The organism is Stenotrophomonas sp. STK16_22 (assembly GCF_051984505.1).
GTDB classification, from domain to species: Bacteria; Pseudomonadota; Gammaproteobacteria; order Xanthomonadales; family Xanthomonadaceae; genus Stenotrophomonas; species Stenotrophomonas maltophilia_A.
Genome location: NZ_CP196972.1, coordinates 1,675,375 through 1,695,526, shown reverse-complemented (window position 1 = coordinate 1,695,526; position 20,152 = coordinate 1,675,375). Strand labels below are relative to the sequence as shown.

13 protein-coding genes are annotated in these 20,152 nt (G+C 66.2%); 6 read left to right on the top strand and 7 right to left on the bottom strand.

Annotated elements, in window-relative coordinates; translation table 11 throughout:
• Nucleotides 1–62: 62 nt before the first annotated feature.
• Nucleotides 63–1,181: an alpha/beta fold hydrolase gene (locus ACSYAO_RS07795; protein ID WP_197655810.1), complete on the bottom strand. Its 1,119-nt coding sequence runs from the start codon at nucleotides 1,179–1,181 to the stop codon at nucleotides 63–65.
• A 185-nt stretch (nucleotides 1,182–1,366) separates the two neighbouring features.
• Between ACSYAO_RS07795 and ACSYAO_RS07790 the strand changes: the two genes are divergently transcribed.
• Entirely contained in the window at nucleotides 1,367–2,713 is a 1,347-nt protein-coding gene (locus tag ACSYAO_RS07790) for a c-type cytochrome (RefSeq protein ID WP_049422673.1), read from the top strand.
• Nucleotides 2,710–3,642: a c-type cytochrome gene (locus tag ACSYAO_RS07785; RefSeq protein ID WP_262220676.1), complete on the top strand. Its 933-nt coding sequence runs from the start codon at nucleotides 2,710–2,712 to the stop codon at nucleotides 3,640–3,642. The genes ACSYAO_RS07790 and ACSYAO_RS07785 overlap by 4 nt, the downstream gene beginning before the upstream one ends.
• Before the next feature lie 12 nt (nucleotides 3,643–3,654).
• Here ACSYAO_RS07785 and ACSYAO_RS07780 read toward each other — a convergent pair whose 3' ends face one another.
• On the bottom strand, nucleotides 3,655–5,184 hold the full coding sequence (locus ACSYAO_RS07780; RefSeq protein WP_197655812.1) for an OmpA family protein: 1,530 nt from the start codon (nucleotides 5,182–5,184) through the stop codon (nucleotides 3,655–3,657).
• A gap of 150 nt (nucleotides 5,185–5,334) precedes the next feature.
• Here ACSYAO_RS07780 and ACSYAO_RS07775 point away from each other — a divergent pair, with 150 nt between their 5' ends.
• Both ACSYAO_RS07775 and ACSYAO_RS07770 read left to right on the top strand, forming a co-directional pair.
• Complete coding sequence (locus ACSYAO_RS07775) at nucleotides 5,335–7,713, top strand: TonB-dependent receptor (protein ID WP_197655813.1); 2,379 nt, start codon at nucleotides 5,335–5,337, stop codon at nucleotides 7,711–7,713.
• A gap of 8 nt (nucleotides 7,714–7,721) precedes the next feature.
• A complete protein-coding gene (locus ACSYAO_RS07770; protein ID WP_414574468.1) occupies nucleotides 7,722–9,830 on the top strand; it encodes a phosphocholine-specific phospholipase C in 2,109 nt (702 codons plus the stop codon).
• A gap of 102 nt (nucleotides 9,831–9,932) precedes the next feature.
• Here ACSYAO_RS07770 and ACSYAO_RS07765 read toward each other — a convergent pair whose 3' ends face one another.
• The 4 genes from ACSYAO_RS07765 to ACSYAO_RS07750 form a co-directional block, all read right to left on the bottom strand.
• A complete protein-coding gene (locus tag ACSYAO_RS07765; protein ID WP_197655815.1) occupies nucleotides 9,933–11,528 on the bottom strand; it encodes an alkaline phosphatase D family protein in 1,596 nt (531 codons plus the stop codon).
• Between the two features lie 10 nt (nucleotides 11,529–11,538).
• Entirely contained in the window at nucleotides 11,539–14,472 is a 2,934-nt protein-coding gene (locus tag ACSYAO_RS07760) for a TonB-dependent receptor (protein WP_197655816.1), read from the bottom strand.
• 141 nt (nucleotides 14,473–14,613) lie between these two features.
• On the bottom strand, nucleotides 14,614–15,636 hold the full coding sequence (locus tag ACSYAO_RS07755) for a FecR family protein (RefSeq protein ID WP_049461297.1): 1,023 nt from the start codon (nucleotides 15,634–15,636) through the stop codon (nucleotides 14,614–14,616).
• On the bottom strand, nucleotides 15,633–16,148 hold the full coding sequence (locus ACSYAO_RS07750; RefSeq protein ID WP_049400446.1) for an RNA polymerase sigma factor: 516 nt from the start codon (nucleotides 16,146–16,148) through the stop codon (nucleotides 15,633–15,635). Before ACSYAO_RS07750 ends, ACSYAO_RS07755 begins: the two co-directional genes overlap by 4 nt.
• Before the next feature lie 138 nt (nucleotides 16,149–16,286).
• On the opposite strand from ACSYAO_RS07750, the gene ACSYAO_RS07745 reads away from it, so the two are divergent.
• Both ACSYAO_RS07745 and aceE read left to right on the top strand, forming a co-directional pair.
• Complete coding sequence (locus tag ACSYAO_RS07745) at nucleotides 16,287–16,586, top strand: hypothetical protein (protein ID WP_032128423.1); 300 nt, start codon at nucleotides 16,287–16,289, stop codon at nucleotides 16,584–16,586.
• Nucleotides 16,587–16,830: 244 nt separating this feature from the next.
• Nucleotides 16,831–19,503 (top strand): pyruvate dehydrogenase (acetyl-transferring), homodimeric type, encoded by a 2,673-nt coding sequence (gene aceE, locus ACSYAO_RS07740; RefSeq protein WP_049461295.1) that lies wholly within the window; start codon nucleotides 16,831–16,833, stop codon nucleotides 19,501–19,503.
• Nucleotides 19,504–19,554: 51 nt separating this feature from the next.
• Here aceE and ACSYAO_RS07735 read toward each other — a convergent pair whose 3' ends face one another.
• A complete protein-coding gene (locus tag ACSYAO_RS07735; protein ID WP_049461293.1) occupies nucleotides 19,555–20,037 on the bottom strand; it encodes a hypothetical protein in 483 nt (160 codons plus the stop codon).
• Between the last annotated feature and the right edge of the window lie 115 nt (nucleotides 20,038–20,152).

The window sequence follows — 20,152 nt, the reverse complement described above, 5'->3', positions numbered from 1 at the left end:
GGATTAAGTCGTTTCTGGCCCAGCTGTGCGGGAAACGACTTAATCCCCTCCGTCCCCTTTTCTCAGCTGCGTGTCAGCCACTCGGCCTGGGCCGGCAGCTGGGGCGCCGGGCACGTGCTCTGCGGGTGGTGCTGGTCGCGCGCCATCCAGTCATCGACCACTCCGGCCAGCAGGTCCAGCCGCAGCGGCAGGGTGATGTGGTCCTCGCCGCGCATCTCGATGTAGTGTGCGCGCGGGTTGGCCTGGGCCAGTTCGCGGCCCTGGCTGACCGGAATGTGCTGGTCGCCCTGCCCGTGCAGCAGCAGTACGCAGGCGCGGGTATCGGCCAGCGCGCGCGCTACATCCACGCGGTCCAGATCGACGTCGATGCGGCGGCTGGCGGCGGCGATCACCTGGTTGATGTCCTGGCCGCCGTAGCGCCAGCGCGCGTACGACGCCACCGCCTGCGCCTTCAGGCCTTCCGGCTGCAGTCCCATCAGGTGCGGAATCATCGTGCGGATCGCCACACCGGCATTGGCGAACGATTCCATCGCCACCACGCCTTCCACCTGGTCGCCCAGCTTGTCGGCGGTGAACACCGCTGTGGCGGCGCCATAGGACACGCCGAACAGGTACAGCGGGCCGGTTACTTCACCACGTGCACGCAGCTCGCCGATTACATCCACCACATCGTCGGATTCATAGGTGCCGTATCCGGACGGACCTGCACCGGACTGCCCATGGTTGCGCAGGTCCAGCGTGATCACGCGATAGCCGGATTCGGCCAGCTGCAGCGACCACGGCAGCATCGAATCGCCGTTCATCATCCAACCGTGCAGCAGCACCACGGTGCCGCGCGGGGCCTGCGCGCGGAACGGTTGCGGTACTGCCAGGCTCAGGCCGGTATCCAGCGGCAGGCCGTTCTCGTGGCGCTGCGGCAGGTAGTGATAACGCGCGCCGTAGTCGCCGGGATCGAACACACGCCAGAAGATCGGCACGCCATCGCGGCCCGGCGCGAAGCCATGGCGGTTGGGCAGTTCGGCGATGGCCGCTGCGATGCGCGGGCGATCGAGCAGGGTCGATACACCACCTGGCGCGATCAGCCTGTCGGCGAGCGAGGTGGACGAGGCATTGATGGAGGAGGAGCATGCAGCCAGCCACAGGCCGGCGCACGCCAGCAACAGCAGCAGCAGGCGCTTCATATCACGTCATTGGGGTGAATCAGACAGGCTGGGACGTTAACGCCCCGGTAGACCGGTCATCTATCGCGCGCGGGTGACGGCTTGATGACAACGCAGGAACGATTCAGCTTGGTGTACAAGCTGTATCCGTTCAGTCATTGATCCGGATCAATGAACGCGCGCGCGGGATTGCCCACAGTGCCGCCATGCGCACCTCGCTCAAGCTCGCCATTGCCCTGGCCGCCACGTTGGCCGCCGCCTACGGCATCGCCCGCACCACGCCCTACTGGTTCGCACCGCGACAGACGGCGCAGGTCGACATCCACGATCCGACGCTGATCGCGCAGGGACAGTACCTGTCGCGCGCCGCCGACTGCGCCGCCTGCCACACTGCGCCGGGCGGCAAGCCGTTCGCCGGTGGCCTCGGCATGCAGACGCCGATGGGCACGATCTACTCGACCAACATCACGCCCGATCCGGACACCGGCATTGGCGCTTACGACTACGCCGACTTCGAGCGCGCGGTCCGTCGCGGCATCCGTCACGACGGGCAGCCGTTGTATCCGGCAATGCCGTATGCCTCATACGTGATCGCCAGCGATGCCGAGATCAAGGCGCTGTACGCCTACTTCATGGGCTCGGTGCAGCCGGTGAAGCAGGGCAACGCCGACAGCACGATCCCGTGGCCGGCCAACATGCGCTGGCCACTGGCCTGGTGGCAGCTGGTGTTCGCACGCCCGCGCACGTTCAACCCGGATCCGTCGCTGGATGCCGGCCAGCAGCGCGGCGCCGAACTGGTGGAAGGCCTGGCCCACTGCGGTGCCTGCCACACGCCACGTGGCCTGGCGTTCCAGGAAAAGGCGATGGCCGATGATGGCAGCCGCCAGTTCCTGTCCGGCTCGGTGCTGGAAGGCTGGTATGCGAAGAACCTGCGCAATGAATCAACCGGTCTGGCCAGCTGGAACGAGGGCGAGATCGTCGACTTCCTGCGCACCGGACGCACCGATCGCTCCGCGGCCTTCGGCGGCATGGCCGACGTGGTCGAGCACAGCACGCAGTACCTGTCCGACGCCGACCTGCTGGCGATGGCCCGCTACCTGAAACAGCTGCCGGCACGCGAGGGCCGCAGTGCACAGTGGTCACCGGGTACCGACACCACCACCGCCGCACTGCGCAGCGGCGACTACCGTGTTGCCGGTTCGCTGGCCTATGCCGAGCACTGCCAGGCCTGCCACCGTGCCGACGGGCGCGGCATGCCCCGCGTCTACCCGGCCCTGGCCGGCAACTCGATCGTGTTCGCCGATGACCCCAGCTCGCTGGTACAGGTAACCCTGATCGGCGGCCGCACGCCGCATACCCCGCACGACCGCATGGCCTTCACCATGCCCGGTTTCGAGCAGCTGCCGAATGCACAGCTGGCACAGATCCTGACCTTCATCCGCAGCAGCTGGGGCAACCAGGCCAGCGCGGTGAGCGAGGTCGACGTGGCGCGCATGCGCCGGGTGGTGCGTGACAAGCCGGTGCACTACGTTCCGCAGGAGGCCGCACGATGAAACGTTCGCGCAAACGCTCCCGCCTGCTGGTCGGCAGCGTGGTCACCCTCATGCTGCTGGCCGGTGCCGGTGCCGGCGCCCTCGCCTATCGCCATCTGTACCCGGACCTGGATGCTGCCGTAGCCAGCACGATCGATATCCTCGATGCGCAGGGCAAGGTAGTCGGCCACTACCACGCACCCAGCGCCGAAGAGATCGCCGGGCTCGGCAATGCCGAATCGGTGATGCTTGGCCGCCGCCTCCTCAACGAGACCGCACGGCTGCTGCCGGACAACGTCGGCAACGATCTGAACTGCAATTCGTGCCACATGGCCGAGGGCAAGCGACCGTTCGGCAACCACTACTTCAATACGGGCGGCGGCGCCTATCCGCGTTACATGCCGCGCCCGGGCAAGGTGATCGGGCTGACCGAGCGCATCAATGGCTGCCTGCAGCGCTCAATGAACGGCAAGCCGCTGCCGAAAGACTCACCGCAGATGCGCGCCATGCTCGATTACATGGCGTGGCTGAGCAGTCCAGTGCCAGACGGTGCAAAGGTGGCCGCCCCCAGCGAGGGCCCCATCGACAGCACGCTGACCCCGGACCCGATCCGTGGCCAGGCGCTGTACGCCGTGCAGTGTGCCGCCTGCCATGGCGACAACGGCGAAGGCCGGCGCGACGCCAGCGGTGATATCGCCTTCCCGCCGCTGTGGGGCGACCACAGCTTCAACATCGGCGCCGGCATGGCGCGCCTGTACAAGGCGGCCGGTTTCGTCAAGCACAACATGCCGCCGGCGGTGACCCGCGAGCCGCCACTGGGGCAGCAGGTGATGCCCGACCAGGATGCGGTGGACATCGCCAGCTACTTCATCAACCAACCGCGGCCGGACTTCGCCAACAAGGCCAAGGACTGGCCGCGCGACCCGAAACCCAAGGACGCGCGGTACTGAGGAGGGCGTGGTTCAGCGCTTGACCAGCTCGACCCGGCGATTGCGCGCCTTGCCTTCCTCGCTGCCATTGTCGGCCACCGGCTTGTCGGCGCCGAAGCCGGCCGCCTGCAGGCGGTCGGCGTTGACCCCCTTGGCGGTCAGCGCCGCCACCACCGACCGCGCCCGATCCTCGGACAAGCTGCGGTTGTGCGCGGCCGCGCCACTGTTGTCGGTGTGGCCTTCAATCGACAGTTTCAGCGACGGGTCGGCACGCAACAGGTCCAGCACCTGCGCCAGTTGCGGTTCGGACGTCGGCAGGATCTGCGCCTTGTCGGTGGCGAAGTTGACCTGGATCGCCACGCGGCCGTCGCTGTCCAGCTTCTTCTTCAACGCATCGGCCGGCAGCAGCGCCGCGGTCTGGGTGAAACCCTTGCGCTCGACCACGACCCAGCCTGCGCTGAGGTATTCGAGGCGAGCATGCACCCACACCTGGCGGCCATCAGCCAGATCGACGCGATAGACCACGGTGTCGTAGTTGTCCCAGCTGTAGCTGGCCGCGTTGCCGTAGGACGACTGCACCTGCTTCGACACGCCCTCGGCCGCCTCGTGCGGGATGCGCCCCTCGAACACCTTGGTGCCGTTGACCTGGGCCATCATCGCCTCAAGGTTGCGGCGTACTTCATGCATCGAGTATTCGCGCTCGCCCTTGTCGAAATCGGCAGCGAAGGTGCGGCCCTCGACCGGTTCGAAGTGATCTCCGGTCCAGAACGGGAAGGCATCGAAATCACGCTGCTCGGGCGTGTTGCGCTCACGATAGCCGGCCGGCAGGGACAGGTGCGGGAAACGGTCCGACCACTGCGCGGTGGCCTTGAACGGCACGTCATCCACGACCACCAGACCGGCGCCGTTGCTGTCCACTGCCAGCTGCACCCACACGGTGCGGTTGACCTGGCGCAGTACGTAGACGGTGGTGGGTGCGTCCTGTTCACCGTTCACCGCATCGATGAAGCCACCACCGATCTCGCCTTCCAGTTGCGGGCCGTAGTAGATGTCGCGCAGCAGCGTGCCTTCAAAGACCTTGCGGCCGCCAGCCGCGGTGATCACACCGTCGAAGTTGCGCTGCACTTCCAGCGCAGAGAACGCCTTGTCGGGGGCCACCTCACTGTCGGTCACGATGCGTGCCGACCAGCTCGGACCTTCCACCCAATGCACACCCTCGCCCATCCGGAACGGGAAGCGCGCCCAGGCGCGCGGGTGCGGGGCGTTCTGCGGCGCGTAGCCCTGCGGCAGGCTGAAGAACGGCAGTCCGCCCAGCGCGGTGTCGCTCAGCGGCACGCTGCTGGTGTCGAAAGGCACCAGCGGCACCGGCTTGCCATCGCGGTCGGTGAGTGCTGTGCCGTCGGCGGCGGCCGTTGAACCCGCTGGGGCGGCGGCCGGTGCTGCGGCCTCGTCCGCCGTGGCTGGCGCAGGCGGTGCCACCTCTCCATCCGAGGGCGTCCGGTTGCACCCTGCCAGCAGCACCAGGGCTGCACCTCCCAGCCAGATCTTCGATCGCTTCTGCATCGCCACCACCTCAGGTCCATTGAAGCGCCGAGCATACCCGAAGGCCGTGACCGCCCCCACAGTGCCATCGTTCCTGCGCTGCCACGTCATGCCGATGTCATTGGCGCTGCCGACACTCCGGGGTTTCCTCCCTCTGAAGGTCCGGTTTCGATGCGAACGATTGCGCGTTTTCCCCGTGTCTCGCTGCTGGCCCTGCTGATCGCCCCCACCCTGGACGCCCTCGCAGAAGCACCGCAGGGCGATACGGGCGAAGCGCGCAGCAGCGATGCGCGTACCCTCGACCAGGTACAGGTGATTGGTCAGGCCACCAGCTACGCGAAGACGTCGGTGCGCGCGGAAACACTGAACCGGCAGACGGTGATGAGCAGCGTCAACGACGCGCTCAACGAAGTGCCCGGCGTGGTGGTCAGCGAGGCCGATGCCACCGGTTCGTCGGTGTGGGGCACGCAGATCAGCATGCGCGGCTTCGTGACCAACCGTGACACCCAGCAGATCGGCACCACCATCGACGGCCTACCCAATGGCGGCTCGGGCTACGGTGGCGGTTCGCTGGCCAACCGCTACATCGATACCCTGGACCTGGAAACAGTGGAAGTCAGCCAGGGCACCGCCGATATCTCCTCGCGCTCGAACGAAGCCCTCGGCGGCACCCTGAACTTCCTCACCAGCGATCCGCTGCAGGACAGCCGCCTGCGTTTCGTGGTCGGTGCCGGTGACAACGAAGCGCGCAAGTATTACGTGCGCTACGACACCGGCCTGCTCGGCGGCCATACCCGCGCCTGGGTCAGCGCTTCTTCCGCACGTGTGCACGACTGGATCGATGGCAGCGGCAAGACCAGCAATGACCACATCGCCGGCAAGTTCATCACCGAGCTGGATCGCTGGACGCTGACCGGCTACCTGTCCTACAACGATGCCGACGAGCCGGAGTACACCAGCGTCTCGCCGAAGGGCTTCGCCACCAATCCGGACCGCGACAACCTGGTCGGCACCCTCACCGGCATTCCGTACCTGGACCAGAACTACCGTTCCGGCTCGCGTGCGCTGCGCGAGAACACCTTCGGCTACCTGCGCGCGGCTTTCGACGGCGGCAACGGCTTCAAGGCCTCGGTGGCGGCTTACGGGCACCGCATGGAAGGTCGTGGCGACTGGCTGCCCCCCTACCTGGCGCAGGTCAGCGATGATGGTGCCGGTCGCCCGGAGTCGGAGTACATCGGTGGAAAGACCGTGTACGGTGGCAGTAACCGCGGCCAGATTTTCTTCGTCAATCCCGATGGCAGCGCCGCGCAGCGCCTGGCCAGCTGCACCCCACGGCTGGGCTTCACTGCCGAGTACGATCCGAACTGCTACGCGGGCAACGTGCTGGGCGCGCAGTCCTACCGCCACACCCACTACGACAACGACCGCATGGGCGTGACCGCCGACGTCGAATGGCGGCAGACCTTCGGTGCCGTCGACAACACGATCCGCGGCGGCCTGTGGGTGGAAAAGCTGGACCGCTCGGCGCGCCGCGACTGGCATCGCCTGCTCAACGTAGGCCAGGACATCGCCTTCGACCATCAGCCGTACTGGGTGCAGTTCGAAGACAAGTACAAGGTTGACGAGCAGATGTACTACGTCGAGGACGTCGCCCGCTTCGGCCCGTTCAGCGCACGCCTGGGCGTGAAGCAGTTCTTCGTCGACCAGTCGCGCCGCCGCGTGATCGGTGCCAGCGAGCACGTCAAATCCGATTCCAAGTCCGATCCGCTGCTGTCCACCGGCTTCACCTGGGCGCCCGGTGTGGAAGGCATGGAGCTGTTCGCTGGCTTCTCGCAGAACTTCGCCGCCATTCCCTCCGGCGTGCTCGGCGAGACCGACCCGCAGCGCTTCCGCAACGTCGAGCCGGAGACCGCCGACAACATCGAAGTCGGCATGCGCATCAGCCGCTGGCCGCTGACCGCGTCGATCACCCTGTACAACATCAAGTTCGACAACCGCATCGTCTATCTGCCGGCCGGTTTCGTCAGCGGCATCGACTACCTGGGCGAGACCGACGGTGTCTACGAGAACTTCGGTGGCGTGGAAAGCAACGGCCTGGAGGCGGCGTTCGGCTACGGCTGGGACAATGGCTGGCGCCTCAACGCCGCCTATACCTACAACCGCTCCAAGTACCTGGGCAGTGGCGATGCCGCACGTGATACCCAGCTGGGCATCGTCGACGGTGCCAAGGTGATCGGCCAGCCCGAACAGACCCTGGTGCTGTCGGCCGACTGGCAGGGCGAAAACTGGAACTTCGGCCTGTCCGGTCGCTACCTCGGCACGCGCTACCTCGATGCCGCCAACGTCAACAAGCTGCCCTCGGCCACCGTGTTCAACGCCAATATCGGCTTCGACCTGCAGGGCCTGTCGCCGCGCCTGAAGGGCATGGGCGCCAACCTGGTGGTGAACAATCTCACCGACAAGCGGTATCTTGCAGGGGTGGACGGCCGCGACAACGCCTTCATCGGCGCACAGCGTACCGTCGGCATCTCCTTCCGTGTGGACCTGTGAGTGAACCCGTGACCGATATCGGCCGACGCCGGTTGTTGCAGGCCGGCGCTGCCGCCGGCCTTTCCCCGCTGCTGCCCAGCATCGCCCGGGCTGCAGCGATCGCACCCGCCGCGCAGACGCGCAGCCTGGAAGACCTGCAGCACATCGTGGTGTTCATGCAGGAGAACCGCTCGTTCGACCACTACTTCGGCACGCTGCCGGGGGTACGTGGCTTCGGCGACCGCTTCGTCGCTCCGGCGCCCGCGCTGCAGGCCGGCGGCCGCACCCGCAGCCTTTGGCTGCAACCCGACGCGAGCGGCACGCGCGCGATCGCACCGTTCCCGCTGGATACCGCCGCGCACTTCGGCTACATGCGCGTGGAAGGCACGCCGCATACCTGGCCTGATGCGCAGCGCGCCTGGGACCACGGGCGCATGGGGCAATGGCCGAAGGCCAAGCAGAACCATTCGATGGGCTATTTCCAGCGCAGCGACCTGCCCTTCCAGTTCGCGCTGGCCGATGCCTTCACCATCTGCGACGCCTACCACTGCGCGATGCAGGCCGGGACCAACCCGAACCGGGTGTTCCTGTGGACCGGCCACAACGATGCGGCCGCGCGCGCCGGTGGCCCGGTGATCGCCAACTCGCACGACAACTTCCCGGAACATGGCGGGTATCCGGCGTCGTACCGATGGACCAGCTATGTCGAACGCCTGCAGAAGGCCGGAGTGTCCTGGCAGATCTACCAGGACATGGCTGACAACTTCACCGACAACCCACTGGCCGGCTTCGAGTCTTTCCGCCAGGCCTACCGTGCTGCGCCGGGGCATGACCCGCAGCTGCGCGCTCGTGGGGTCAGCACGCGTGGGCTGGCACAACTGCGCCAGGACGTGGTCGACGGGCGCCTGCCGCAGGTCAGCTTCATCATCGCCGACGCGGCCGGCAGCGAGCATCCCGGCCCTTCCAGCCCAGCCCAGGGCGCGGCGTACACCGCGCGCGTGCTGGATGCACTGACCGCCGATCCGGAGGTCTGGAGCCGCACCGCCCTGCTGCTGATGTTCGACGAGAACGACGGCTTCTTCGACCACATGCCGCCACCGGCACCGCCTTCACCGGAAAACGGTGGCTGGGCGGGTGTGTCTTCGGTCAGTACCGAAGGCGAGTATCACCGTCATCCGGCACCGGGGGATGAGAAGTACGACGCCGCAGACCTGCGCGGTCGCCCGTATGGGCTGGGGCCGCGCGTGCCGCTGTATGTGATCTCGCCCTGGAGCCGCGGTGGCTGGGTCGATTCGCAGGTGTACGACCACACCTCGGTCATACGCCTGATCGAACGCCGCTTCGGCGTGGCCGCCGCGGACATCTCGCCGTGGCGCCGCGCGGTCTGCGGTGACCTGAGCAACGCCTTCGACTTCGCCCAGCGTGATACCCGCCCGTTCGTACGCGGCCTGCCCGACGTGAGCGCCGTTGCCGCACGCGCCGCCGCCCTGCTGGGGCGCACCGTGCCGGCGTTGCCGGAGGGACTGAAGCCGGCGAAACAGGAAAGCGGCGTACGCCCGGCACGCGCCCTGCCCTACCGGCCGCAGGCATCGATTGCTGCGATCGACGCATCGGGCCTGGATCTGACGTTGTCCTGCGAAGGTGCAGCGGCGGTGCTGCATGTGTACGACCGACTGCGGCTGGGTGCGGTGCCACGCCGCTATACGCTGGTACCGGGCACGCCGCTGCGCGAACGCTGGGCGCTGGATGCACAGGGGCGTTACGACCTGTGGCTGCTTGGCCCGAACGGCTTCCACCGTCACTTCCTGGGCGCTGCCAAAGGACCCGTTGTGCAGGCGTCGGTCGAGCGCGCCGACGGCCAGCTGCGGTTGCACCTGCGCAATCTCAGCGATACCGCACAGCAGCTGCGCGTGCATGCCGGCGCCTATGCCGGGCACATGCCGGAACAGACGCTGGTGCTGCCGGCGCATGCGGAGACCGCATTGGCGTGGGATGCAGCGCCTACCGCGGGCTGGTACCACCTGCAGGTCGGCGCGGGTGAGAGCATGCTGCGTCTGGCCGGGCGTGCCGAGGATGGTCGCCCTGGCACCAGCGACCCCGCGATGGGCAGCGAACCATTGCGGTTCGAGCACGATTGAACCGTCGCGCTGTTGTAGAGTCGAGCCATGCTCGACTGCTTTTCGATCATTTACCGGAAAAAGCAGTCGAGCATGGCTCGACTCTACAGTGGTGCTGGCTGATCAGGCCTCCTGCAACCCCGGCCGGCCGTGTTCCACCGCGTAGCGCTTCCAGCTCTGCACCGTTCCGTTCGGCTGCATCACGGTATCCAGCGACTTCATGTCGCCGATCCACGCATCACGGGTGACATCGCACAGCACATAGCCGCGCTTGTCTGTGGTCGCCTTCAAGTAAGGGCTGTGCGCAAGCTGGTTCTCGGCATATGCATCCACGCCCTGGCCGTCGGCACCGGAGGTGATCGAGGTGGCGAGGAATTCGCTGGAGACCACGCCTGAATCACGATGGTCCTGCACCAGGTCGCTGGCGTAGTGCCGATGCGCGTCGCCGCAGGCGGTCACTACATTGCCGAAGCCAACCTTCTGGATGTGGTCAAGCAGGCGCCGGCGGCTGTCCAGATAGCCCGACCACTGGTCGTCGGACGACTGCACCACACCATCCTTCTCGCGCATGTAGTTGCCCAGTGCCACTTGGTGGGCGATGGTGTGCCAACGTGGCGTGGCATCGGCCAGTCCGTCGAACAGCCAGCGCTCCTGCTTCGCACCGACGATGCTGCGCGCCGGTGATTCCACTTCCTCACGCAGCGCCATGTTCACCTGCTTGCTGCGGTACTGGCGGGTGTCGAGCAGGTGCAGGTCCATCAGCGTGCCATAGCGGGCACGCCGATACATCTGCATGTGGCCGTTGCGGGGAAGCGCCGATCGGCGCAGCGGCATGTTCTCGTAGTAAGCCTGGAAGGCCTGTGCGCGGCGCAGCAGGAACACTTCGCTGGGCGTATCGTCCTGGTCTTCAGCGCCGGCCCAGTTGTTGTCCACTTCATGGTCATCGAAGGTGACGAACCACGGCGCCGACGCATGCGCGGCCTGCAGGTCGGCATCGCTCTTGTACTGGGCGTAGCGGCGACGGTAGTCGTCCAGCGTGTAGGTCTGCGGCCCGACATGATTGCGCAGGTTGGTGAACGGCTGGCCGTTCATTCTCCGCAGGCCCGGCTGGCTTTCGCCTTCGTAGATGTAATCACCGTAGTGGAAGACGAAATCCAGCGGTTCCTCGGCAATGCGCCGCCATGCGGTGTAGTGGCCTTCTTCGTAGTGCTGGCAACCGGCCACCGCAAAACGCACGCGATCCACTGCGGCCGTGGCTGCGGGCAGCGTGCGGGTGCAACCGACCGCACTGGCGTGGCCGCCTACGGTGAAGCGGTACCAGTAAGGCCGTGCGGGCGCCAACCCACCCAGCTCCACGTGCACAGCGTGGCCGAGTTCGGGATGCGCCATCGCCGAACCCTGGCGTACCACCCTGCGCATGCCCTCGTCCGCCGCCAGCTGCCATTCGACCACCATCGGCCGGGTCGGCATGCCACCGCCGAACACCAGCGGCTCGGTCGCCAACCGTGTCCACAGCACCATGCCATCAGCCGAAGGATCACCCGAGGCCACGCCCAGGGTGAACGGTGTACTGGCGAACCGCGGCGATGCCAGCAGGTTGCGCGGGTTCAGCGCGGAGGAATCGGTCTGCGCGGCCAGCGCCCGTGCCGTGCCCATCCAGGCGCCGGCGGCGGACAGACCGGCCAGGGCCAGGAATCGCCTGCGATTGATCGTATCCACGGATGCGCCCTCAGTTGTAGATGATGTGGAAGTAGAAGAAGCGGCCGTAGTCGTCGATCTCGGTGCGGAAGCGACCATTGGGACCAGTGCTGTAGGTCGGCTGCGTGTTGAACAGGTTCTTGGCCTCGTACTTCAGCGTCACGTGCTTGCTGACCTTGTGGCTGAAGGCCAAGTTGAAGGTCATGTATGGGTCGTAGTACGAGTCCAGCCACTGGGTATCACCGAAGTCGACCAGCATCCGGCTGCGGTAGGTACCGGACAGGCGCAGCTGTGCGCTCTTCCACGGCATGCGCCAGATCACCGACCCATTGAGCGACCAGTCCGGCTGGTACAGCAGGCGGTCCAGGCGGCGTTCGGTGCCATCACTGATGCGGTAGTTGGTCTGGCCTTCCAGCCGCGTGGCGTTGAAGTACATGTCGAAGCGCTGGCGGCCCCACTGCAGGTTGCGATTGGCGACCGCGAACTCGACGCCGCGCAGCCTGGACTCATCGGTGTTCATCGGCTGGGTGACCCGGTAGCGCGTGTCACCCACGTTCTCGAAGGTGGTCAGGGTGTAGATGTCGTCCTTGATCACCTTGTCGAACAGTGCCACCGAGACCAGGCCGTTATTGCCGTTGAAGTACAGGTCCCACGCCAGGTCGATGTTGGTGGAACGGCGCGGCTGCAGGTTGGCGTTGCCCTGCTTGATGGTGCAGAAGCCCCTGCCCTCCTCGTCATCACCACAGCTGGTGCTGGTGGCCTGGGCGATGTTGCTGGGTGTCGGCCGGCCCAGCGTTCGGCTGGCGGAGAAGCGCAGGCGCTGGTCCTCGCTCAACTTGAACGTCGCATTCAATGAAGGCAGCAGGTTGTTGTAGCCACCGCTCGTATTGCGGAAGGCAGAGGTATACGTAGTGCCGCCATCATCGCTGAATGGGCTGTAGGCATCGAAGCGGGTGTGGTCGTAGCGCAGGCCGCCGATCAGCAGCAGTCGGTCCCAGGCGTAGTGTGCGGACACGTAGGCATTGGTGATGTCCTCCACGTACTTGTAGTCGCTGGTGAAGTTGGCATTTGGATACGCCGCATTGTTGTTGCCCAGTTTCGGCAGCAGTTCCTCGTTCCACTTGCGGTTGTCGATCAGCGGGAAGCCCGGCACGCTGCCCAGCAGCGTCGAACCCGGATACAGGTAATCGTTGAGCGTGGCACTGCTCTTGAAGTAGTCGAAGTCTATGTCCTGCCAGATCTTCAGATGGCGGTATTCGGCGCCGGCGGCCAGGCCGAAGCCACGCGCATCGGCGTCGATGTTGTAGCTGAAGTCGGCACGCAGGTTGTCGATGCTCTCCTTGGCGTCGCGCGGCGAGACATAGGCCTGTGCCGGGTTGAGTTTGAACGCCGAGCTGGTCAGCAGGCTGGAATCGGAAACCGCCACTGCGTTCGGGAAGCCGTGGCTGTCGTTCTCGTAGTCGACGAACAGATTGCTTGGGTAGGCGCGCACACCCCAGTAGACCTGGTTGTTGTGGAAGGTCTCTTCGGTGTGGCCACCGCGCAGGGTCAGCCGCGAGCGATCACCGATATCCCAGTTGAGGCTGGCGATGGCGCCACGGTTGCTGCGGTCCCAGCGGTCGTGGCGGTTCTTGATGTAGATGCTGTTGATCTGGGTGGTGCCACTGTCTTCGGTCTGGTTGCGGATCGGAAATTTGGCGTTGCCGTACAGATCGGTCTTGTTCATCGTCGAGTTCTCGTAGAACCGGTACGAGTACAGCAGCAACGATGCGTAGAAGGGATCATCCGATGGCTTCCATTCCAGCTTGGCCGAGCCACCGAAGTTGGTGATGAAGTTGGTGTAGGTGCCGGTGCTGAAGTTGCCCGGCGCACGCAGCCCGTTCCAGCCCTTGGCCTCGTCCGGCCCGGTGGTGCCGTCGGTGAGGTACTTGCCAGCGTCGTTGTAGTAGTAGTTCGACTCCACCCAGCGCTTGACGCTGTTGCGCGAACGCTGCTCATAGCGCGCTACCGCAACAAGGCCGAATTCCTGGTCGGCACCGAACTGGTTGGAGAACACCATCTTGGCGCTCTTGCCGAAATGCCCCAGGGTCTCGTGGTTGCCACCGGCACTGCGCTCGACATTGGTCTCGGCCGTGGAATAGATGCCGGCCACATCGGCGAACACGTACTTGCCGGACCGGTCGAAGGCACTGCGGCTGATGATGTCGATCACGCCGCCGATCGCATCCGGCGCCTGCTCCGCGCTGAAGCTCTTGTAGATGTCGGTGCGGGTGCCGATGTCGCTGGGAATCAGCTGCAGGTTGTTCATGCGCTCACCCGAGCCACTGCCCCCCACGCTGGCAATCGCGATGCCATCGATGGTGGTGTAGTTGAGGTTGGCCTGCACGCCCCGCACCGTCACGTAACGGGGCTCACCGGCATCCTCCACGGCACTCAGGCCCGGCGCGGCCATCAGGCTCTCGGCCAGGGTCTCGTCGCCGTAGCTGTCCATCTCGTCGTAGACCACCGAATCCTTGATCACCGGCGAGGTCTTCTTCTGGTCGATCACCTCATGCGCAGCAATCACCTTCACCGTGCCCAGGGTCGGCGCCACCACCGCTTCGGCCTCGCGCGGCTTCGGCGCGGCCGGCTTCGGTTCGTTGTGTGCCGGCGCAGGATCAATGGCGATGACGTTGCCATCCACCACGGTGTAGCCCAGGCCGGTCCCTGCCAGCAGCGCGTCCAGCGCCTGCTTGACGGTGGCACCGCGCGGCACCGCACCGGCCATGTGCACGTCACCGCTGCCCGAATACAGGAACTGCACGCCGGAACTGCGCGACAACTGCTCCAGCGCGCGCGCCAGCGGCTGCGCCGCGATCGGCGCCGAAACGCGGGCCTCGAGGCCATCGGCAGTGGCCGCAGCCGCCAGCGGCACGCTGCAGGGAGACAGCGCGAGGATGATCGACAGGTAAAGCGTGTTGCGCATCACGGGTCCTTGGAAGAGAGAAAGCAGCAGGTGCCGCTGCGTGACTCGGCAGCGGCTTCTCCCAAGTAAGAGCCCGCATCCACCGAAGTGGAGAACGCGGATTTGATGAATTTTTTCTGACAACCCACGGCCATGTCGACCTCAGCGACTGCCAACCCGCACGGTGTCGCCTTCGCGCCGCACCACGAAGCGCGGGTCGCGCTCGAGGAAGGCCTGCAGCGCACCGATGCGATGCGCGTCCAGGCTGCCGGACAACCGCGCCGACGCCGCACCTTCATCCAGCACCCGCACCTGCACCTGGTTGTGGCGGTTGAAGGCGGCGGCCACCTCATCCAGCCGCTCGTCCAGGAAAGAGACCTTGCGTTGCTGCCAGTCCAGCAGCATCGACAACGGCACATCCAACGACTCGACCGCATGGCTGCGCGCGTCGACCTGCACCACCTGGCCTTTACCCAGTTGTGCAAGACGCCGCACATCCGCACCGTGGCTCCACACTTCCACCTCGCCGGAAACCACACCGATGCGGGTGCCCTGCAGCCGTCGCGACACGTCGAACACCGTGCCGATATCGCGGATCTGCAATCCGTTCACCCGCACCTCGAACGGCCGTCGGTCCTGGGCGATGTCGAACGTGGCCTCGCCCTGCAGCAGCTCCACCCTGCGGCTGAACCCGCCCATGCGCACCCGCAGGCGGCTGTCCGCGTTGAGCCGCACCTGGGTCTGGTCGGGCAGCACCAGGTCGCGAATTTCTCCATGTCCGGCGCTGTAAAGCTGCTCGGTAGGCATCAGCTGCGGTACCAGGCCCACGCCGAGCAGGGCGATACAGGCTGCGGCAGCCGCCACCCACCAACGCGTGCGACGGCTGTGCGGCGCACTGCGCAGCGGGGCCTGTGCGTGTCCGAACAGCGGCACGACCTTGGCAGCGGCCTGCTGTGGCGGCACCGAGGCCTCTTCAGCCAATGCCGATTGCAGCGCCTCACCAACCTGCCGGTGCAGTGCGAGCGCGTGCATATAGGCGCGCACATGCTCCGGCGAGCGCTTCATCCAGTCCAGCAACGCAACCCGCTCGGCGTCACCCAGCACGCCCTCGCGATTGCGCTGGAACCAGTCCATGGCCTCGCTGGCGATCGCGTCGTCGGCCGCACCCGATGGATTCCGTTTCATGTGAGCTCCCTGGCGCCCAGCGCCTTCCTGCAGGCGTCCAGCCCCTTGCCGATATGCTTGCGCACCATGTGCACCGACACCTGCAACTGCTGGCTGATCGCCGGGCAGTCCAGCCCGTCGCGGTAATGCAGCTCCATCACCCGCCGCGTGGTCGCCGGCAGCCGTGCGATGGTGGTGCGGATATCGTTCCACCGCTGCGCGCGCTCGAATTCGCCTTCGATGTCTTCTTCGCTCTTCAGCACTTCGGCCAGGAGGTCGACGTCCTCCAGCGGCGGCAGCGACGAACGCGCGCGCGCGTGCTCGCGCGCCAGGTTGGCCGCCACGGTGAACAGGTAGGCTTCCGGGTTCTCGACCGCGTCGGCATGCTCACCGGTGCTGCGCAGCAGCCGCAGGTAAACCTCCTGCGCCAGATCTTCGGCATCTTCGCTGGCAGAACCCCGGCGCAGGAAGAAGCCGCGCAGCAGCCGCCGCCGCAGCGCATAGCTCTTCTCCCAGATCCTCACGCTGTTCACGGCCGGCCAACCACCCCAAGGCTGGAAAGCCCCGCAGGGTGACGGCCATCGATGACAGTGGCGTTTCAACTGCCGGCAGGCAGCCGCTAGAATGCCGCCTCTGCAGTTTCCGGCAGCCGGCACAAGGAGTGCCCCGCAATGAACGCCCGCACCGCCATCAACACCCTCAGCAGCCTGCTGTTCCTGCTGCTGGTCGCACACACCACCGCCTACCAGCAGCAGATGTGGCCGCCCAGCCGTGTCGTCCACGTGCATCCGGTGGTCGTCGCCCTCGCCTACGCGCTGGGCCTGCTCACCCTGCTGCTGTGGATCGGAGGACGCCGCTTGCCGGAACGCTGCCAGCAGCTCTCAGGCTGGCTGCCGATCGTGGCCTGGTGCCTGCTGGGGGTTGGTGTGGCGGTCATCCCGATGTTCTTCCCGGGCCTGTCCCCGGCCTGATCAGCGGCCGCACCCGGCGCGCCCGCCCATGATACGGCGCGCCGTGCCAACCCTTGCTTGCCAGAGACCCAAGCCCTGCCCGCCTATCGAAGCCGGGGGGCCAGGCCTACGCTTGTCTTCTCGGCGGCCGCCACGGTCGCCCTTCGCGTCACGGCCCCGCCGTTGCGACCCCGCTCCAGTGCTGTGCGCCCTGCCGGTGTTGTCGCCCAGGCAGAAGTCCGACCGGCGCCCTCTGGAGACAGTCATGAACCAAGCGCTCATTCCCTTCGACACCGATCCGCTGGAAACCCGCGAGTGGCGTGAATCACTGGAAGCGGTGATGCAGACCGGTGGCCGGCCGCGCGCGCACTACCTGATCGACCAGCTCAGCGAGCTGGATGCACAGCAGCACGGCGACCTGCATACCCGTGCCTGGACCGCCTACGTCAACACCATCCCGCCCGAGCGCCAGCCGGCCTACCCGGGTGACCTGGCCATCGAGCGCCGCCTGAACGCGATGATCCGCTGGAATGCGATGGTGATGGTGCTGCGTGCCGGCAAGCATTCGAACGTCGGTGGCCACATCGCCACCTACCAGTCGGCGGCAGTACTGTACGACGTGGGCTTCGATCATTTCTTCCGTGGCCGTACCGAGACCTTCGACGGCGACATGATCTACATCCAGGGCCACTCCGCGCCGGGCATCTATGGCCGCGCGTACGTGGAAGGCCGCATCGATCCGGCGCGCATGGACAACTTCCGCCGCGAAGCGGGCCGCGAAGGCCTGTCCTCCTATCCGCACCCGCGCCTGATGCCGGAGTTCTGGCAGTTCCCCACCGTATCGATGGGGCTGGGCCCGCTGACCGCCGCCTACCAGGCACGCTACATGCGTTACCTCGAGTACCGCGGCCTGAAGGAGCACCAGGGCCGCAAGGTCTGGGCCTTCCTCGGCGACGGCGAGATGGACCAGCCCGAATCGCTGGCGGCGATCTCGCTGGCCGGCCGCGAGCGGCTGGACAACATCGTGTTCGTAGTGAACTGCAACCTGCAGCGCCTGGACGGTCCGGTGCGTGGCAACGCCAAGGTCATCCAGGAACTGGAAGGCACCTTCCGCGCCGCTGGCTGGAACGTGATCAAGCTGATCTGGGGCAGCGGCTGGGACGACCTGCTGGCCCGCGACCACAGCGGCCTGCTGCGCCAGCGCATGATGGAATGCGTGGACGGCGACTACCAGACCTTCAAGTCGCAGAACGGTGCCTACGTGCGCGAGCACTTCTTCGGTCGTTACCCCGAACTGCTGGAGCTGGTCGCGCACATGAGCGACGACGACATCTGGGCGCTGGCGCGTGGTGGCCATGATCCGCAGAAGGTGTTCGCCGCCTACCAGCAGGCCGTGAACACCAGCGGCCGGCCGACGGTGATCCTGGCCAAGACGGTCAAGGGTTTCGGCATGGGCGAAGCCGGCGAAGGCCAGAACATCAACCACCAGCTGAAGAAGATGAGCGCCGACGCGGTGCGCGCCTTCCGTGACCGCTTCAACCTGCCGGTCAGCGACGACCAGCTGGAAGAAATGCCCTACCTGCGCCCCGAACCTGGCAGCGCCGAGGCGGCCTACTTCGCCGAGCGCCGCCGCATCCAGGGTGGCCAGCTGCCAGCGCGCCTGGCCAAGGTCGATCCGCTGCCGCTGCCACCACTGTCGATCTTCAGCACCCAGCTGCAGGGCAGTGGCGATCGTGGCCAGTCCACCACCATGGGCTTCGTGCGCATCCTCACCAGCCTGCTGAAGGACCCGGACCTGGGCAGGCTGGTGATTCCGATCGTGCCCGATGAATCGCGCACCTTCGGCATGGAAGGCCTGTTCCGCCAGATCGGCATCCACTCCTACCTGGGCCAGCTGTATACCCCGCAGGATGCCGGCCAGCTGAGCTACTACAAGGAAGCCAAGGACGGCCAGATCCTGCAGGAAGGCATCAACGAATCCGGTGCGATCTGTTCGTGGATTGCCGCCGGTACCGCCTACAGCAACCACGGCCTGGCGACGATCCCGTTCTACATCTTCTACTCGATGTTCGGCCTGCAGCGCGTCGGTGACCTGGCCTGGGCCGCCGCCGATGCGCGCACCCGTGGATTCCTGCTGGGTGCCACCTCCGGCCGCACCACGCTGATGGGCGAAGGCCTGCAGCATGACGACGGCCACAGCCACGTGCTGTCGTCGGTCATCCCGAGCTGCGTATCCTACGACCCGACCTACAACTACGAGCTGGCGGTGATCATCCACGACGGCCTGCGCCGCATGTACGTCGAGCAGGAAGACATCTACTACTACATCACCGTACTCAACGAGAACTATCCGCAGCCGGCGCTGCCCGAGGGCGCCGAGGCCGGCATCCTGAAGGGCCTGTACCTGCTGCACCCGGCGGCCGCCGACAGCGACTCGCAGCCACGCGTGCAGCTGATGGGCAGCGGTTCGATCCTGCGCGAAGTGGAAGCCGCGGCAGAACTGCTGCAGCAGGACTTCGGCATCGCCAGCGATGTGTGGAGCGCGACCAGCCTGACCGAACTGCGCCGCGATGGCCTGGCTGCCGAGCGCTGGAACCTGCTGCATCCGGCCGAGGAGCCCCGCGTGCCCTACCTGCAGCAGTGCCTGCAGGGCCATGAAGGCCCGGTGGTGGTGGCCACCGACTACATGAAGATCGTCGGCGACCAGATCCGTCCCTTCATCAACGACCGCCGCTTCACCGCACTCGGTACCGATGGCTTCGGCCGCTCCGACACGCGTGAGTCGCTGCGCACGTTCTTCGAAGTGGATCGTCACTTCATCGTGCTGGCCGCCCTGAAGTCGCTGGCCGACGAAGGCCGCATCGAGCGCGCGCGGATGCAGGACGCCATCGACAAGTACGGCATCGACACCGGCAAGCGCGACCCGGCCGCGGTGTAAGGCTGCAGCATTCACCACGCCCGTTCTGCGGGCGTGGTGCCGGTGGCAACGCTAAGGCATCCGCTTGAACAGATTGGTCTGCAGGATCGGCGTACCATCGTGGCTGTAGAACGCCTTGGTCTCGGTCATCGTCGAGCGGTCAGCCGCCACGGTATAGATACGGGTGGAGGCCGGCGTGCCGTGGTCCACCAGCTGCATCACCAGGGTGTTCGGCGCTGGCAGTTTCAGGTTGGCCTTGTCTGCGCCATAGGTGCCGGACAAGGGCCCCGGCGTGCCGTCCAGCGCCAGCGTGCCGTCGGACTTCATGGTCTTGCCGTCGTGCAGGACGATGTCCACGTGTGAACTCCAACGCCCCGCACCGGCGTCCTTGAACTCAAGCACCACATGCTTCGGGCGCTGCGCTTCGGGTAGCGCGGACGTGGCGATATCCAGCGACCAGCGCCCCAACAGCGGCGAAGGAGATGCCTCCATTGCCAGCGCCGGAACGGCGGGGAGTGAAAGCGCAGACAACAACACAGCGGACAACAGCTTCATACGTTGCTCCATTCGGCGAAGAAGGCTCTGCGTGAGGCGTTGTGGGGCGCAGCACGGTCAATGCTGCTCGCCCACGGCGTGTGCTGCAAGCCACTCGCTGAATGGCCGACCTCGC

Excerpts from the sequence above, each read along its gene's own strand:
- ACSYAO_RS07795 (WP_197655810.1), bottom strand. The coding sequence starts at position 1,181 with ATGAAGCGCCTGCTGCTGCTGTTGCTGGCGTGCGCCGGCCTGTGGCTG.
- ACSYAO_RS07790 (WP_049422673.1), top strand. The coding sequence starts at position 1,367 with ATGCGCACCTCGCTCAAGCTCGCCATTGCCCTGGCCGCCACGTTGGCC.
- ACSYAO_RS07785 (WP_262220676.1), top strand. The coding sequence starts at position 2,710 with ATGAAACGTTCGCGCAAACGCTCCCGCCTGCTGGTCGGCAGCGTGGTC.
- ACSYAO_RS07780 (WP_197655812.1), bottom strand. The coding sequence starts at position 5,184 with ATGCAGAAGCGATCGAAGATCTGGCTGGGAGGTGCAGCCCTGGTGCTG.
- ACSYAO_RS07775 (WP_197655813.1), top strand. The coding sequence starts at position 5,335 with ATGCGAACGATTGCGCGTTTTCCCCGTGTCTCGCTGCTGGCCCTGCTG.
- ACSYAO_RS07760 (WP_197655816.1), bottom strand. The coding sequence starts at position 14,472 with ATGCGCAACACGCTTTACCTGTCGATCATCCTCGCGCTGTCTCCCTGC.
- ACSYAO_RS07755 (WP_049461297.1), bottom strand. The coding sequence starts at position 15,636 with ATGAAACGGAATCCATCGGGTGCGGCCGACGACGCGATCGCCAGCGAG.
- ACSYAO_RS07745 (WP_032128423.1), top strand. The coding sequence starts at position 16,287 with ATGAACGCCCGCACCGCCATCAACACCCTCAGCAGCCTGCTGTTCCTG.
- aceE (WP_049461295.1), top strand. The coding sequence starts at position 16,831 with ATGAACCAAGCGCTCATTCCCTTCGACACCGATCCGCTGGAAACCCGC.
- ACSYAO_RS07735 (WP_049461293.1), bottom strand. The coding sequence starts at position 20,037 with ATGAAGCTGTTGTCCGCTGTGTTGTTGTCTGCGCTTTCACTCCCCGCC.